Here is a 14,280-nt window from a genome sequence, read left to right on the forward strand (position 1 = left end):
CCGATGGAGCACAAGAAGGATACGCACGCCACCCTGGTCCGCATGGTCAACCAGATCGCCAAGAACTTCGTCGCCATCGGGCATGACCGGGCGGTGCTGGCGACGGCGGACCATATCGACAGCTTCTGGGATCCGCGCATGAAGGCAGGCATCTTCGGTGGCGACCGGTCCGGGCTCGACCCCATTGCCGCCGCCGCCATCACTCACCTGGAGCAACACGGCGATCCTGGCCCGCAAACCCGCGCCACGGAATTTGCCAAGAAGGGCGACCTGCACAATTCGGATGCCGGATAGCATCGTCCAGCATGACGCGGATGCAGGGACCCGCGTCATCGCGCGTGGCTGGGTGCCAGAGGTGCCCGTCGCACTGGAATTCAATGGCCTGAGCTACGCCGTGATGATGGCGACGCCCGCCGACCTTGCGGATTTCGCACGCGGTTTCGCCTTGACCGAGGGACTGGCGCGATCGCACGCCGACATTGCCGATATCGCCGTGGCAGAGGTCGACAACGGCTGGATCGTCCGCGCCGCGCTGACCGGACTGGGCATCGACAAGCTGACGGAGCGGGTGCGAACGCGGGTGGCGGAAAGCTCGTGCGGGCTGTGCGGGATCGACAATCTGGAGGCGGTGGCACGCCCCCTGCCGCCCGTCGCCGCGCACACCGCCGTCCAGCCGCCGGCAATCTTCGCCGCGCTTGCTGGCTTGCGCGACCACCAGCCACTTACCCGCGCCACCGGCGCCGCCCACGCCGCCGCCTTTTGCGCGCTTGATGGCACGATCGTCCACGCGCGGGAGGACGTGGGCCGGCACAACGCGATGGACAAGCTGGTCGGCGCGCTGGCAGCCGCCGGCAGCGACCCGGCCGACGGTTTTATCCTGTCGAGCGCGCGCTGTTCCTACGAGATCGTGGAAAAGGCCGTGCGCGCCGGGGCGACGCGGCTCGTGACGATATCCCTGCCGACGTCGATGGCGGTCGATCGGGCGCGGGCGGCGGGCCTTACCCTGTGGTGCCTCGCGCGGGGGGACTCGGTGCTGTGCGTCAACGACGCTGGCCAGTGATCCTGCCGGCTTTCCACGCCTCATCGCGTGCCTGCAACCGATCGACAGGATTTGCCGCCGGTGATTGGACACTGCCCCGGTTTCGTGCGCTGACTGAAGCGATGGACACCACGATCGCCGCCTGGCTGCCGATGCCCCTGTTGGAAAGCCTCGCCGCTTCCCCGTGGGGTCCGTTCGTGCTGCCTGCGTTGATTGCCTCGCTGACCGCAGGGTTCGTGGGGTTCTCCATTCCCGGCACCATCGCGCCGATGTCGTTCATCTCGGGCCTGTTGCTGGGCATCGGCGGCATCCTCGTCGTCGCGCTGGGCGTGCTGGTGGGCAGCCACGTGCTGTTCCTCGCCTCGCGCCGGTGGCTGGCGGGCATCATGCAGGAACGGTTCGGGGATCGGCTGAAGAGCGTCAGCGAGCATCTGGGGCGAAGGGGACCGGTCTATGTCGTCATCGCACGGCTGACCGGTGTGCCGCATGTCGTGGTCACCGCAGGCTGCGCCGCCACGCCGATTACCTCACGCGCCTTTCTGGCCGCCAGCCTGATCGGAATGTTGCCGGCGATCACCCTTGCCCACATGGCCGGCCACGCGCTGTAGCGCCTAGCGACTGATACGAAACACCGCGTGTTCGGCACGCCAGTTGGCGCGCAGGGCTGAAATCTCGCGCCCGCCGGCGAAGAACCAGGCACCCTTCACCGCCACGCCCTTGATGCGAAGCAGATCGCGAAAATCCTCGATGGTGACGTGGTGGATGTTCTCGGTCTCGTACCAGCTGACGGGCAGGTGCCGCACCACCGGCATCCGTCCACCCGCCAGCAGCGCCAGCCGCATCCGCCAGTAGGCAAAGTTGGGAAAGCTGACAAAGGCCTCCGTGCCCACGCGCAACAACTGCTCCAGCACCCAGTCCGGCCGCCGCGCGGTCTGCAAGGTCTGGCTGAGGATGGCGACGTCAAAGGCGCCGTCCGGATAGTCCGCCAGGTCCCGGTCGGCATCGCCCTGCACCACGGAAAGGCCGCGGCCGACGGCCTGTTCCACCGCCAGCGGATCGATCTCGATACCGCGGGCGTCACAGCCCTTGGCATCGCGCAATTCGGCCATCAGCGCGCCGTCCCCGCATCCCACGTCGAGCACGCGCACGCCGTGCGGCACCTGCGCGGCGATCCGGGCGAGGTCAGGGCGCAGCCCGCTCATCCGATGAACCCCCGCACCACCCGGTCGAGCGCCGGCACATCGAGCAGGAAACTGTCGTGGCCGTAGGGCGCGCTCAATTCCACGAAGCTGACCGGCGCGGCCACGGCATTCAGCGCGTGGACCACCTCGCGCATGTCGGCCGTGGTGTAGAGCCAGTCGGTATCGAAGCTGACGAGGCAGAAACGGGTATTGCCCGCCGCCGCGAACGCATCGGCCAGCCGCCCCCCGGCTTCCTCCGCCAGGTCGAAATAGTCCATCGCGCGGGTGATGTAGAGGTAGCTGTTGGCATCGAAGCGGTCGGTAAAGCTGATGCCCTGGTGGCGCAGGTAGCTTTCCACCTGGAAATCGGCGTCGAAGCCGAAGCTCTTGGCCCCGGGCTGTCCATCGCCCCTGGCCTGCAGCCGGCGGCCGAATTTCTCGGTCAGCCCGGCTTCCGAAAGGTAGGTTATATGGGCCGCCATGCGCGCCACGCTCAGACCCTTGTCGGGGCTCGCTCCGCCGTAATAGTCGCCGCCGTTCCACGCCGGATCGGCCATGATCGCCTGCCGCCCCACCTCGTGAAAGGCGATGTTCTGCGCGCTGTGCCGCGCGGTGGTGGCCACGGCCAGCACCCGTGCTGTGCGCTGCGGCCAGTTGGCGGCAAAGCACAGGGCCTGCATCCCGCCCATCGATCCGCCGACCACTGCGTGCAGCACGCCGATCCCCAGGTGATCGAGCAGCGCCACCTGTGCGCGCACCATGTCGCGCACGGTGATGACGGGAAAGCGCATGGCGTGGCGCTGACCGTCGGCCGCCATGCTGGCAGGGCCGGTGGAGCCCATGCAGCTACCCAGCACGTTGGCGCAGATCACGTGGTAGCGTTCGGTATCGATCGGCCTGCCCGGCCCCACCATCCGTTCCCACCAGCCCGGCTTGCCGGTCACCGGGTGCGTGCTGGCGACGAACTGGTCACCCGTCAGCGCGTGGAACACCAGCACCGCGTTATCGCGCGCCGCATTGAGAGTGCCATAGGTCTCGTAGGCGATCTCGACGCCGGCCAGCGCGCGTCCGCTGTCCAGCGCGAGGGGCTGGTCCAGCGTCGCCGCGCGGAAAGAGGCGGTGTCGCGGTTGGTCATGGCGCCGGGTGGTAAGGCATCGCAAAAAGGCGATTGGGCGAGGCGGTGCCTACTGTCAATCGCGCGCGCCAGAGGCTATGCGCCGCACCGGAGACCGATGGCGTGACCGATACCCGACCGCAGATGAAACCCTACGTGGCGGCAATCCACGCCTACGTTCCCGGCAAGAGCACGGGGACCGACGGCAAGCCGCTGATCAAACTGTCGGCCAACGAAAATCCGCTGGGCACCTCGCCCCATGCCCTCGCCGCACGCGATGCCGCGCCCGCGCCGCACCGCTACCCCGATCCGGATTCGGCCGCCCTGCGCCATGCCATCGGCAAGGTTCACGGGCTGGACCCGGCGCGCGTGGTCTGCGGCACGGGTTCGGATGAATTGCTCAACCTCGCCGCGCAGGCCTATGCCGGGCCGGGCGACGAAGTGGTGTTCAGCCGCTTCAGCTTTGCCGTCTATGACATTGCCACGCGCCGTTGCGGGGCGACGCCGGTGGAAGTGGCGGACGCCGATTTCGCCGCCGATGTCGATGCCATGCTGGCGGCGGTAACAGGGCGCACCCGCGTCGTGTTCCTCGCCAATCCGAACAATCCCACGGGGACCTGGCTGCCCGCCGCCGCGGTCGCGCGACTGCACGCCGGGTTGCCGGCCGACGTGCTGCTGGTCATCGACCAAGCCTATGCCGAATACCTCAACGATGGCGTGGACGACGGCGGCCTGGCGCTGGCCGCCGCGCACCAGAACGTGCTGGTGACCCGCACCTTTTCCAAGATCTATGGCCTGGCGGGCGAACGCATCGGCTGGGCCACCGGCGCGCCGCACCTGGTCGACGCGCTCAATCGCATTCGCGGGCCGTTCAACGTCACGCTGGCTGGGCAGGCGGCGGCAGAGGCGGCGCTGGCCGACCAGCAGTTCGTCCGCGATAGCCGCGACCACAACGCCCGCCAGCGCGCCCGCTTCGTCACGGCGATCGAGGCGCTTGGCAACCACGGCCTGCGCGCGGTGCCGAGCGAGGCGAACTTCGTGCTGGTGCTGTTCGAAGGCGCGTTGCAGGCGGCGGATGCTCTCGCCGCCATCGCCGAGGCGGGTTACGCCGTGCGCCACCTGCCCGGGCAGGGCCTTGGCCAGGCGCTGCGCATGACCATCGGCACGGCCGAACAGATGGACGAGATCGCCGCCGCCCTGCGCAGATCGTGCGAACGCGCCGGATGAGCTTCACGCGCGTTGCCATTGTCGGACTGGGCCTGCTCGGCGGCTCTATCGGCCTTGGCGTGCGCGCGCATCGTCACGGCGTTGTCACCACCGGATACGACAGCGATCCGCAGGTCCGCGCGCGGGCACGCGATCTTGGCCTTGTCGGCACGGTGATCGACGATCCTGCCGAGGCGGTGCGCCAGGCCGATCTGGTCATCCTGTGCGTCCCCGTGGGCGCCATGCGGCAGGCGGCCGCCGCCATCGCGCCCGGATTGTCACCCGGTGTGTTGGTAAGCGACGTGGGCTCTGCCAAGCAGGGGGTCGCCCGCGCGCTGGCCGACACGCTGCCCGGCCACACCATCATCCCCGCGCATCCCGTGGCTGGCACGGAGCGATCCGGCCCCGATGCGGGCTTTGCCAGCCTGTTTCACGCGCGCTGGTGCATCCTTACCCCGCCCGATGGCGCGCCTGCCGACAAGGTCGCCGACCTGACAGAATTCTGGCAGGCGCTCGGCAGCACGGTGGAGGTGATGGACGCCGGCCACCACGACATGGTGCTGGCCGTCACCAGCCACATCCCCCACCTCGTCGCCTACACCATCGTCGGCACCGCCAGCGATCTCGAACAGGTGACCCGCAGCGAGGTGATCAAGTATTCCGCCGGGGGTTTTCGCGATTTCACCCGCATCGCCGCGAGCGACCCGACCATGTGGCGCGACGTGTTCCTGCACAACCGCGATGCCGTGCTGGAGATGATGGACCGCTTCATGGGCGACCTTTCGACCATGCGCAGCGCCATCGCGGCAGGCGATGGAGACGCGATGTTCGACCTGTTCACCCGCACCCGCGCGATCCGCCGGGGCATCGTGGAGCAGGGGCAGGATGACGCCCGGCCCGATTTCGGACGCGGCGACCACGACAGGGAGAATGCGGCATGAGCGAGCAGGTGATCGTCAGGCAGGATGGCGGTGTCATGACGCTGCGCCTCAACCGGGCGGACAAGAAGAATGCGCTGACCGATGCCATGTACGGGGCACTGGTGTCGGCCATGGAGCGCGCCGGACAGGATGCCGCGGTGCGTTCCGTCACCATCACCGCAGAGGGTGCGGACTTCTGCGCCGGTAACGACATCGGCGATTTCCTTGCCGCGGGGGAGCGGATCGGGGAAGCCAACGTATTCCGCTTCATCCGCCTGCTCGCCAGCTTCGCCAAGCCGCTGGTCGCCGGCGTGCAGGGCCGCGCGGTCGGCATCGGCACGACCATGTTGCTGCACTGCGATTACGTGGTGGCGGCGGATGATGCGAAGCTGACCACGCCCTTTGCCGCGCTGGGCCTGGTGCCCGAGGCAGCCTCCAGCGTGCTGCTGCCCGCGCGCATTGGCCATGCGCGCGCCTTTGCCATGCTGGCCATGGGAGAGGCGATGGGGGCCGGGGAAGCCCAGCGCCTGGGCCTCGTCAACGCCGTGGTCGCTCCCGAAGACCTCGGCGCGGCGGCGGGTTCCGCGGCCCAGCGCATTGCTGCCCTGCCGCCGGGCGCGATCCAGGCTACCAAGGCGCTGATGCGCGATTCCGCCGTGTTGGGCGCGGTGATGCAGGCAGAAGGCACGGTGTTCGGCGAACGCTTGCAGAGCGAGGAGGCGCGCGAGGCGTTCACCGCCTTCATGCAGAAGCGCGCGCCCGACTTCTCGCGGTTCTAGCTTACCGGGCGCACCTCGCTGCCGCGCGCCCAGGCGATCAGGCGGGGGCGAAACTCCTGCCGCATCTCGCCGTGCTGGTTGAGCGTGCGGCAATGCACCGCAACGGCCGCGCGCCCAGGGCGCGAGCGGGAGGGCACGATGGCCTCGATCGTCGCCTCCACGTGAAGCACGTCGCCGGCCCGCGTGGGTGCCGGCCACGACAGGTCGCCGCCCGCCCCGATCACGCCGTTCGCCAGCGGGATTGCCTCGACCATCAGCCGCATCGTCACCGATGCCGTATGCCAGCCGCTCGCCGCCAGTCCCCCGAAAAAGCTGTCCTCGGCCGCAACGGGATCGGTGTGGAACGGCTGCGGATCGAACTGGCGGGCGTAGGCGATGATCTCCGCCTCGGTCATCGCATGGCTACCGCTGGTGAAGCGGTCGCCGACCTTCAGGTCGTCCAGCCAGAGCTGCCCGCCGGCTGGCTCGCTCACTCTGCCGCCTCCGCGTGGCCTTCCAGGTCAAGCTCGATACCGGCAAGATAGCGTTCCGCGTCGAGCGCGGCCATGCAGCCCGTGCCCGCCGCCGTCACCGCCTGGCGATAGACGTGGTCCATCACGTCGCCGCAGGCGAACACGCCGGGCACCGCGGTCTTGGGCGTGCCGGGCTCGACGACCAGGTAACCGCTCTCGTCGGTTTCCAGCTTGCCCTTGAACAGCTCGGTCGCGGGCGCGTGGCCGATGGCGACAAAGGCACCGTCGGCGGTGATCTCGCTCCGCTCGCCGGTAACCGTGTCGACCAGTTCGAGGTGGCTGAGCTTGCCATCCTCGCCCGCCACGAACCGTTCCACCGCCTTGTTCCACAAGGGCGTGATCTTGGGATGATTGAACAGCCGGGTCTGGAGGATCTTCTCGCTGCGAAGCTCGTCGCGGCGGTGGATCAGGGTCACGTCGTCGGAATGGTTGGTAAGGTAGAGCGCTTCCTCCACGGCGGTGTTGCCGCCGCCGATCACCACGACCTTCTTGCCCCTATAGAAGAACCCGTCGCAGGTGGCACAGGCCGATACGCCCTTGCCGCCCAGTTCCGCTTCGCCAGGTACGCCCAGCCACTTGGCCTGGGCGCCGGTGGAAATCACCAGCACATCGCCCACATATTCGTCGCCGCTGTCACCCTTTGCCCGGAACGGCCCGCCGCTGGCGATGTCGACATCGACCACGGTGTCCCAGATCATCCGCGTGCCGACGTGCTCGGCTTGCTTCGTCATCTGCTCCATCAACCACGGACCCTGGATGACGTCGGCAAAGCCGGGGTAGTTTTCCACGTCGGTGGTGATCGTCAGCTGGCCGCCCGGTTGCAGGCCCTGCACCACGATCGGCTCCATGCCCGCGCGCGCGCCATAGATGGCGGCGGACAGGCCAGCCGGGCCTGAGCCGATGATGAGCATGCGGGTGGTATGGGTGGTCATGGCAGTCGTTTCCTCGCGTCAGGGGACCGACCTAGGAAGCTGCCCGATTCGGTTCAAGCGCGGGAACGCGCGCTATCACCCGCGCGCCGTGCGAAAACGGCCCCGTCCGGCAAGGGACGGGGCCGCATCGGTTACCCGAAGGCAAACAAGGGTCAGATGATGCCGGGCTGCCTGTGCGCGGCGCCCGCCGAGGTCGACGGATCGCGCGACAGGTCACCCTTGTCCGCTGCCCGCTTCACCAGGTAACCTGCGCCCAATGCGCCCAGCAGGCCGACGAAGCCCAGTCGCCGGGCGACGGGAATGGCCAGCGCGCCAAGTATGGCACCGCTGGTTCCGCTTACGCCGCGCGCCGCGTTGCCTGCGGCCGCACCTGCGGCAGCGCCGATAATCTTGCCAATCATATGAATTCTCCTTTGCCCGTCCAACGTCTGGAACGCGAAAGCGTTTCCTGCCTGAACACGGCGCTAAGACCGGGATGTGCGGGCGCGGTGCGTGTTATATCCGCCCCGGCACCAGGCACGTAAGCGGACTTAACATTTCATGGTTTGACCGTATGTTGGAAACGCTTTACGCGCCGCCGGAACAAATGGGGAAACGAGTGCGGACCGAACTATTCCTTAAAGGCCGCTTGCGTCACGAGCTTCGTGAAGAAGAAAAGCAGGCACTGGAAAACGCAATTGCCGGCACCATCGAACTGCGACCCCGCACCACGCTGGTGGAACGCGGCGAACGCGTCGATTATTCATACTACCTCATCGAGGGCACGATGCTGCGCCACCTCGACGATAAGCGCGGCGCGCGCCAGTTGGTGGGGCTGAACGTCAGCGGCGACTTCGTCGACCTGCACAGCTTCGCGATGAAGCGGCTCGATCACAACGTCGCCTCGCTCGATCGCGCCCTCCTGGCCAAGGTGCCGCACAAGGCCATCGCCGGGCTGGTGGACAAGTTCCCCCATATGGCGCGGGCGCTGTGGTTCTCCACCCTGCTCGATGCGGCGATGCACCGCGAATGGATATTCCGGCTGGGGCGCCTCAACGCCGAAGGGCGCATCGCGCACCTGATCTCGGAAATCGTCGCACGCCTCCGGTTCGTCGACCAGTACGACGGTCGCAACCTTCCCGTTCCCCTGTTGCAGCGCGACTATGCCGAGGCTTGCGGCATCACCTCGGTCCATGCCAACCGCTCGTTCAAGAACCTGCGTGAACGCGGTATCCTCAATCCCCGGGGCGATGGCCGGATCGAGATCCTGGACGAAGACGCGCTCCACCGGCTGGGCGAATTCGACGGCGATTATCTTTACGGCGAGGGCGACCTGGCCCTGGAATCGCTGGCAGACCGCTGAGCGAGGGTCACTTCGTACAAGGCTGCAATTGCGCTCGCCATGCGCGCGGCGGTGAACCGCTCTTCGAACCGCTGCCTGATCACCTGGCGGTCGAGGGCAAGGACCTGGGGCAGGCGGGCGACCGCCTCGGCCAGGGTGGCCACGACGATGCCCGTCACCCCGTCCTCGACCACTTCGGGCACGCTGCCCCTGTTCCAGGCGATGACCGGGGTGCCGCAGGCCATGGCTTCGATCATGACCAGACCGAACGGCTCGGGCCAGTCGATCGGGAACACCAGTGCGGCGGCATCGCCCAGGAATGGCTGTTTCTGCGCATCGGTGATGCTGCCCACATGCACCACGTCCGGGGATAGTAGCGGCGCGACGACGCGATCGAAATAGGCGGGGTTGCCGGGATCGATCGGCCCCGCCAGCCTGAGCGGGAGGCCCACCTCCCGCGCCAGCGCAATGGCCCGGTCAGGGCGCTTCTGATCCGTCATCCTGCCGATGAAGGCGAGGTATCCCCCTTCTCCCGAGCCCACGGCATAGCGCGCCTCTGGCAGCCCGTGATGGACCACGCCGGCAAGGCTAGCAGCGGGCACCGCCGCGGCCTGGCTGGCGGAAATCGCTATCACCCGCTCGTCCGGAAAGGCGGCGAAGTGTTCGCGATGATCCGCTTCGTCGGCGCGCCAGTGGATCGTGCGAAAGGTGGGCAAGCCCAGCGCCGCGCATACGCCGCTGGCATGGGCGGAGCCATGCAGGTGCACGACATCGAAGCCGGGCAGATGGCGCAGCAGATCGCTGATCTGGCGGGCCTCGAGCTCGGCCGGAAATCCGGGCGGCAGCGCGCTCTGCGCCTCTCGCTGATGGGCAGCCAGCGATGGATACGCCCCGATCACGCGAACACCGCCCAGCGCGCTGTCAGCAGGACCGAACAGCACCGGCTCGTGACCCATGGCCAGCTGCGCGGTCGCAAGGTCGGCGATCACTCTCTCGGTGCCGCCGTAAGCGAGCGGGGGCACCGGGTAAATCACCGGCGCAACGTGAGCTATACGCATGAAGATAACATTCTTTGTCTGGAATTACAGGAACCTGATCGTTTCGCAGAGACTGGTCCTTTGAGAAAGGCCATTCCTCCATGTTCATCTGCCACGTCGCCTTGCAGGGCTGCCTGACGCTCGACGACGTACCCTACGGAATCACGGCGGATACCGGTGGCCACATCAAGTATCTTCTCGAACTCGCCAGCCACAGCGCGCGCGATCCTGCCGTGGAGCGCGTGGACCTGGTCACCCGCGGGTTCTGCGACGGCAAGCTGGGCGCCCGGTTCGCGTCCGGCTATGGTGAACGGTCTGGCAAGCTTCGCCTCGTCCGCCTGGCCGATGCCGACCCGGCCTACCTTCCCAAGGAACGCCTTTTCGAGCAGCACGAAGCACTGGTCGATGCCTTTCTCGGCTATCTCGACGGGCTGGAGCGGCTGCCCGACCTGATCCACGCGCACTACGCCGATGCCGGCGTGCTCGCCCGCGCGGCGCAGGAGCGGCGGGGCATTCCCTACATCTTTACCGGCCATTCGCTCGGCGCAGTCAAACGGCAGGCCAACGGCGCAACGGACGAGGGTCTGGAACGTCGCATCGCGACGGAGGAACACGCGCTGGCCAGGGCCGACGCGGTCATCACCAGCTCGCGGGACGAAGCCGAGGCGCAGTATGCGCATTATCGGTCCATAAAGGCGGGGCGCATCCGCGTCATCCCGCCCGGCTGCGAACTGAGCCGGTTCGAGGGTGGCCAGCCGAGCGACAAGGTGCGCGCCGCCATCGCCCAGTTCCTGCGCGATCCGGCAAAGCCCATCATGCTCGCCATCGCGCGTCCCGTGCACAAGAAGAACCTCGTGGGGCTGGTGGAGGCCTATGCCGCGGACCCGGCGCTGCAGGCGATGGCGAATCTTGTCATTGTCGCCGGCTGCCGCGACCAGCTCGACGCGCTCGAACCGGAATGCCGGGAGGTGTGCGAGGCGCTGTTGCGGGCAGTCGATGCCCACGATCTGTATGGCCGTGTCGCCTATCCCAAGACGCACGATCCCGAAGACATTCCATCCTATTACGCCCTTGCGCGCGAAAGCGGCGGGGTGTTCGTCAACCCCGCGCTGAACGAACCCTTCGGACTGACCCTGCTGGAGGCGGCGGCGGCGCGCCTGCCGGTGGTGGCCACCGACAGCGGCGGGCCGAACGACATCATCGAACGGTGTCGCAACGGCCTGCTCGTCTGCCCGAAGAACCCGGAAGCCATCGCACAGGCGTGCCGCACCATCATCGGCGATCGCCGGCGCTGGATTCGCTTCGCATCGGCTGGCGCCACGGCGGTGGCCGCCTACGACTGGAAGGCACATTGCGCGGTCTACCACCGTCTCGTCCGCAGTCTCGTCGCCGAACAGCGGCCGGCCCTAAGATGGGAGCGGATGCTGACCTGCGACATCGACAATACCCTGCTGGGCGACCGCGCGGCCTTGCAGGACTTTCTGCACTGGCAGCGTGAGCGGCGCGAAACGATCGCGCTTGGCATCGCCACCGGTCGCAGCTTCCACAGCGCGCAATCGATCCTCGCCAGCGAAGGCGTGCCCGATCCCGACGTTGTCATCAGCAGTGTCGGCACGCGTGTGCACTGGTACGACCGCGCGCGCCGATGCTTTGTCGAGGATGAAGCATGGACCGCCCGCGTGACAAGAGGCTGGGACGATGCCGCCATCCACGCAACCGCCGCCCGGCTCGGCCTGCGCCCGCAGGGCCCGCTCGAGCAATCGGCCGGCAAGGCCAGCTTCTTTCTCGACGACATGGATCCGGCGCTCCTGGCGCAACGCTTTGGCGAGGCTGGATTGTTCGTGGAAATCGTCTCCAGCCACGGCAAGTATCTCGACGTTCTGCCGCAGGGCATCGGCAAGCACGCCGCGGTGCTTTACGTGGGCGAGCGCCTTGGCCTGACGCAGGCACGCATCGTCGTCGCCGGCGACAGCGGCAACGATCGCACCATGCTGCGTGCCTGCCCCCATCCCATCGTGGTCGGGAACTGGAGCGACGGGCTGGGCGACGATCCGGCGCTGTCCCACGCCTACATCGCCTCTGCCACCCATGCCGGCGGCGTACTGGAAGGTGTGCGCCATTTCGAGGCGTCGGGCACGTGGTAGCCTATCGCCCGGTATCAGTGCTGACACTCGTCCGCGGGCGACAGGCGCATCTCGATCATCTGGTGGCGGGGCTGCTGTGTCAGACCACGCAACCGGACGAACTGGTGATCGCCTACATGCAGGACGAGCCCCCGCACCTCCCCGCCGCGCTGCCTTTTGCCGTACGCCTGATACAGGTTGCGGGTGAGCCCATGCCGCTGGCCCTGGCGCGCAATCGTGCTGCCGCGGCGGCAACGGGGGAGGTGCTGGCCTTTCTCGATGTCGATTGCATTCCCGATCCCGAATTCGTGCGCCGCGGGCGCGAGGCAACCGGCGAATTTCCTCACGGCGTCTTTCTGCCCGAGGTGCGTTACCTTCCGGCCAACTCCGGCGGCTGGACGACAGCGGACGGGGCCGAACCCGACTACGCGCACCTCCGCCACGAAAGCATACGTCATCCCAGCAAGCCCGACCTTGCCGGATGCACGGTGGCGCCGATCGATGATTTCGGCGAGCTGTGGGGCCTGGCCTTCGTCCTCACCGCCGATTGCTGGCAGGCGGCCGGCGGAATGGACGAAGGCTATTGCGGCTATGGCGCGGAGGAGACCGATTTCGGACGCCGTCTGGAAGCCGCTGGCGCGCGGCTGTTCTGGCTGGGCGGGACGGTCTGCTTCCATCAGCACCATCACGTCCACAAACCGCCGCTGCAACATTTCGAATCGATCGTGCGCAATGCCCGGTTGTTCCACGATCGCTGGGGAACGTGGTGCATGGATTACTGGCTGGATGATCTCGCCCGGCGCGGCCTGATCGCGCGAAACGAGGACGGGCTGTCGGTGCTGCGCCATCCCCTGCCCGCCGAGATCGCCGCCACGCGCCAGGGGCCCGACGTCCTGTTCAGCTGAGGTATCGGCGCTTTATCGGGCTTCTGCCCACAGCCGCCGCGCCTCGCCCTCCAGCCAGTGCGCGGCCTTTTGCGCGGCATTGTCGTCATGCAGGGCGGCAAGCCTTGCCGGATCGAGCGCGTCGGTCGCAGCCAGCGCACGCTGCCATTCCGGGATCGAGGCAGGCCAGGTGGCAAGGTGGACCGCCGCGCCCACGCGGGCCAGTTCGGCCGCCTTGGCCTGCTGCTCATCGAAATAGCGCCATTCCGGGATGCACAGGAAAGGCCGTCCCACTCGGGCGATTTCATGCACCGTGTTGTCTCCGGCAGAAGCGACGACGCGGTCCGCGGCGCACAGATAGTCCGTAAGATTGTCCACCCAGCCGAGTTCCCGCAGGTTGCCAAAATCCGTCTCGTGCCCCTCGCGATGGACCGGTCCGGCCACCAGCCACAGCGCCTCTGGCTCGGCCCGTGCCGCCACCGTCAGCGGAGCGTAGGGCGTGCCCGATCCGCCACCGCCGGCAACGACCACGGTGATCGGCCGGTCGACGGGCAGGCCCAGGCGCTTGCGCGCCTCGTCGCGGGGCACGATTGCATCGCTGGTGGTGCACAGGCCGCCGCTATAGAACGTGCGCTCGCGCGCCCAGTCGGGATAGTCGTCCTGCTCTATCGCCTCGTCAAAAGGCGCCAAGATGCCGGTGCAAACCTCGTAACCTGCCAGGTGTCCGGGATCGGAGCGGTCCCCGTGCATGCGGATGGTGACCGCAGGCACACTCATGATCCGGGCAAGGATGGCGATTTCGGCCGATACGTCGACCACGAACAGCGCGGGATCGCTGGCTCGCAGTGTCTCGGCGATGCGGCCCATGTGCTCGCGCATGGCGTCCACCCCCAAGGGCACGCAATGCAGCAGCGATGGGGTGGGCTGATCGTGCAGGGCAGCGGTGCGGGACGGCGCGCCGATCATGTTGGGCAGTTCCACCATCCGGGCAGGCCGTGCGATACCATCGAACTGGGCCGGGGCTGCGGTCAGGACGATCATCTCGCGCTCAGGCGGCAAGTGGCGCGCGATGGCCTTGATGCGGTTGGCGTGGCCGCGCCCCTGGTGGTGGGCGAAGAACACGATCGGCCCCCCGGACGCGCCATCCCCCCGGCCCGCGCTCATGCCGGTTTCGCGCAATTGGTTGCCGAAGTCCGGAGGACAGGGGCTGGGTGCGACGTGAGGAACGGAG

At 67.7% G+C, this 14,280-nt stretch carries 16 protein-coding genes; 9 read left to right on the forward strand and 7 right to left on the reverse strand.

The window, feature by feature from the left end; genetic code table 11:
- Nucleotides 1-3: 3 nt before the first annotated feature.
- The 3 genes from GRI62_RS12135 (at nt 4) to GRI62_RS12145 (ending at nt 1,647) form a co-directional block, all read left to right on the forward strand.
- Nucleotides 4-294, forward strand: coding sequence for a formate dehydrogenase subunit delta (locus GRI62_RS12135; protein WP_234027452.1), 291 nt, complete (start codon nt 4-6; stop codon nt 292-294).
- Nucleotides 284-1,060 carry a formate dehydrogenase accessory sulfurtransferase FdhD gene (fdhD, locus tag GRI62_RS12140; RefSeq protein ID WP_131453579.1) on the forward strand — a complete coding sequence of 259 codons (777 nt, stop codon included), beginning with the start codon at nt 284-286 and terminating at the stop codon, nt 1,058-1,060. Before GRI62_RS12135 ends, fdhD begins: the two co-directional genes overlap by 11 nt.
- A 101-nt stretch (nt 1,061-1,161) precedes the next feature.
- A complete protein-coding gene (locus GRI62_RS12145; protein WP_131453580.1) occupies nt 1,162-1,647 on the forward strand; it encodes a VTT domain-containing protein in 486 nt (161 codons plus the stop codon).
- Nucleotides 1,648-1,650: 3 nt separating this feature from the next.
- Here the strand turns inward: GRI62_RS12145 and metW are convergent, their stop codons facing one another.
- Nucleotides 1,651-2,241 (reverse strand): methionine biosynthesis protein MetW, encoded by a 591-nt coding sequence (metW, locus tag GRI62_RS12150; protein ID WP_131453581.1) that lies wholly within the window; start codon nt 2,239-2,241, stop codon nt 1,651-1,653.
- Nucleotides 2,238-3,356: a homoserine O-acetyltransferase MetX gene (metX, locus tag GRI62_RS12155; RefSeq protein ID WP_131453582.1), complete on the reverse strand. Its 1,119-nt coding sequence runs from the start codon at nt 3,354-3,356 to the stop codon at nt 2,238-2,240. Before metX ends, metW begins: the two co-directional genes overlap by 4 nt.
- Before the next feature lie 123 nt (nt 3,357-3,479).
- On the opposite strand from metX, the gene hisC reads away from it, so the two are divergent.
- Genes hisC through GRI62_RS12170 form a run of 3 tightly spaced genes read left to right on the forward strand, consistent with a single transcriptional unit; the run spans nt 3,480 to nt 6,240 of the window.
- Nucleotides 3,480-4,562 carry a histidinol-phosphate transaminase gene (gene hisC, locus GRI62_RS12160; protein ID WP_131453911.1) on the forward strand — a complete coding sequence of 361 codons (1,083 nt, stop codon included), beginning with the start codon at nt 3,480-3,482 and terminating at the stop codon, nt 4,560-4,562.
- A complete protein-coding gene (locus GRI62_RS12165) occupies nt 4,559-5,482 on the forward strand; it encodes a prephenate/arogenate dehydrogenase family protein (RefSeq protein WP_131453583.1) in 924 nt (307 codons plus the stop codon). Before hisC ends, GRI62_RS12165 begins: the two co-directional genes overlap by 4 nt.
- Nucleotides 5,479-6,240, forward strand: a complete 762-nt coding sequence (locus GRI62_RS12170) for an enoyl-CoA hydratase (RefSeq protein ID WP_131453584.1) — start codon at nt 5,479-5,481, stop codon at nt 6,238-6,240. The genes GRI62_RS12165 and GRI62_RS12170 overlap by 4 nt, the downstream gene beginning before the upstream one ends.
- Here the strand turns inward: GRI62_RS12170 and GRI62_RS12175 are convergent.
- The 3 genes from GRI62_RS12175 to GRI62_RS12185 form a co-directional block, all read right to left on the reverse strand.
- Nucleotides 6,237-6,713: a MaoC family dehydratase gene (locus GRI62_RS12175; protein ID WP_234032894.1), complete on the reverse strand. Its 477-nt coding sequence runs from the start codon at nt 6,711-6,713 to the stop codon at nt 6,237-6,239. The genes GRI62_RS12170 and GRI62_RS12175 overlap by 4 nt on opposite strands.
- A complete protein-coding gene (gene trxB, locus GRI62_RS12180; protein ID WP_131453585.1) occupies nt 6,710-7,684 on the reverse strand; it encodes a thioredoxin-disulfide reductase in 975 nt (324 codons plus the stop codon). Before trxB ends, GRI62_RS12175 begins: the two co-directional genes overlap by 4 nt.
- A gap of 152 nt (nt 7,685-7,836) precedes the next feature.
- The gene (locus tag GRI62_RS12185; protein WP_131453586.1) at nt 7,837-8,085 is read right to left on the reverse strand and encodes a hypothetical protein; all 249 of its coding nucleotides are present in this window, start codon (nt 8,083-8,085) and stop codon (nt 7,837-7,839) included.
- A 197-nt stretch (nt 8,086-8,282) separates the two neighbouring features.
- Here GRI62_RS12185 and GRI62_RS12190 point away from each other — a divergent pair, with 197 nt between their 5' ends.
- On the forward strand, nt 8,283-9,026 hold the full coding sequence (locus GRI62_RS12190) for a Crp/Fnr family transcriptional regulator (RefSeq protein ID WP_234032892.1): 744 nt from the start codon (nt 8,283-8,285) through the stop codon (nt 9,024-9,026).
- Here GRI62_RS12190 and GRI62_RS12195 read toward each other — a convergent pair.
- Entirely contained in the window at nt 8,981-10,063 is a 1,083-nt protein-coding gene (locus GRI62_RS12195; protein WP_131453588.1) for a glycosyltransferase, read from the reverse strand. The genes GRI62_RS12190 and GRI62_RS12195 overlap by 46 nt on opposite strands.
- A gap of 80 nt (nt 10,064-10,143) precedes the next feature.
- Here GRI62_RS12195 and GRI62_RS12200 point away from each other — a divergent pair, with 80 nt between their 5' ends.
- Together GRI62_RS12200 and GRI62_RS12205 are read left to right on the forward strand one after the other, a co-directional pair.
- Complete coding sequence (locus tag GRI62_RS12200; RefSeq protein WP_131453589.1) at nt 10,144-12,186, forward strand: HAD family hydrolase; 2,043 nt, start codon at nt 10,144-10,146, stop codon at nt 12,184-12,186.
- Nucleotides 12,180-13,070 carry a glycosyltransferase family 2 protein gene (locus GRI62_RS12205; RefSeq protein WP_199802251.1) on the forward strand — a complete coding sequence of 297 codons (891 nt, stop codon included), beginning with the start codon at nt 12,180-12,182 and terminating at the stop codon, nt 13,068-13,070. The genes GRI62_RS12200 and GRI62_RS12205 overlap by 7 nt, the downstream gene beginning before the upstream one ends.
- 12 nt (nt 13,071-13,082) lie before the next feature.
- Here GRI62_RS12205 and GRI62_RS12210 read toward each other — a convergent pair whose 3' ends face one another.
- Nucleotides 13,083-14,213 (reverse strand): glycosyltransferase, encoded by a 1,131-nt coding sequence (locus tag GRI62_RS12210; RefSeq protein ID WP_131453590.1) that lies wholly within the window; start codon nt 14,211-14,213, stop codon nt 13,083-13,085.
- Between the last annotated feature and the right edge of the window lie 67 nt (nt 14,214-14,280).

Source organism: Aurantiacibacter arachoides, assembly GCF_009827335.1.
In the GTDB taxonomy this organism is placed as follows: domain Bacteria; phylum Pseudomonadota; class Alphaproteobacteria; order Sphingomonadales; family Sphingomonadaceae; genus Alteraurantiacibacter; species Alteraurantiacibacter arachoides.

Coding starts and splice junctions, on each gene's coding strand:
- GRI62_RS12135 (WP_234027452.1), top strand. CDS start 4: ATGGAGCACAAGAAGGATACGCACGCCACCCTGGTCCGCATGGTCAAC.
- fdhD (WP_131453579.1), top strand. CDS start 284: ATGCCGGATAGCATCGTCCAGCATGACGCGGATGCAGGGACCCGCGTC.
- GRI62_RS12145 (WP_131453580.1), top strand. CDS start 1,162: ATGGACACCACGATCGCCGCCTGGCTGCCGATGCCCCTGTTGGAAAGC.
- metW (WP_131453581.1), bottom strand. CDS start 2,241: ATGAGCGGGCTGCGCCCTGACCTCGCCCGGATCGCCGCGCAGGTGCCG.
- metX (WP_131453582.1), bottom strand. CDS start 3,356: ATGACCAACCGCGACACCGCCTCTTTCCGCGCGGCGACGCTGGACCAG.
- hisC (WP_131453911.1), top strand. CDS start 3,480: ATGAAACCCTACGTGGCGGCAATCCACGCCTACGTTCCCGGCAAGAGC.
- GRI62_RS12165 (WP_131453583.1), top strand. CDS start 4,559: ATGAGCTTCACGCGCGTTGCCATTGTCGGACTGGGCCTGCTCGGCGGC.
- GRI62_RS12170 (WP_131453584.1), top strand. CDS start 5,479: ATGAGCGAGCAGGTGATCGTCAGGCAGGATGGCGGTGTCATGACGCTG.
- trxB (WP_131453585.1), bottom strand. CDS start 7,684: ATGACCACCCATACCACCCGCATGCTCATCATCGGCTCAGGCCCGGCT.
- GRI62_RS12185 (WP_131453586.1), bottom strand. CDS start 8,085: ATGATTGGCAAGATTATCGGCGCTGCCGCAGGTGCGGCCGCAGGCAAC.
- GRI62_RS12195 (WP_131453588.1), bottom strand. CDS start 10,063: ATGCGTATAGCTCACGTTGCGCCGGTGATTTACCCGGTGCCCCCGCTC.
- GRI62_RS12200 (WP_131453589.1), top strand. CDS start 10,144: ATGTTCATCTGCCACGTCGCCTTGCAGGGCTGCCTGACGCTCGACGAC.
- GRI62_RS12210 (WP_131453590.1), bottom strand. CDS start 14,213: ATGAGCGCGGGCCGGGGGGATGGCGCGTCCGGGGGGCCGATCGTGTTC.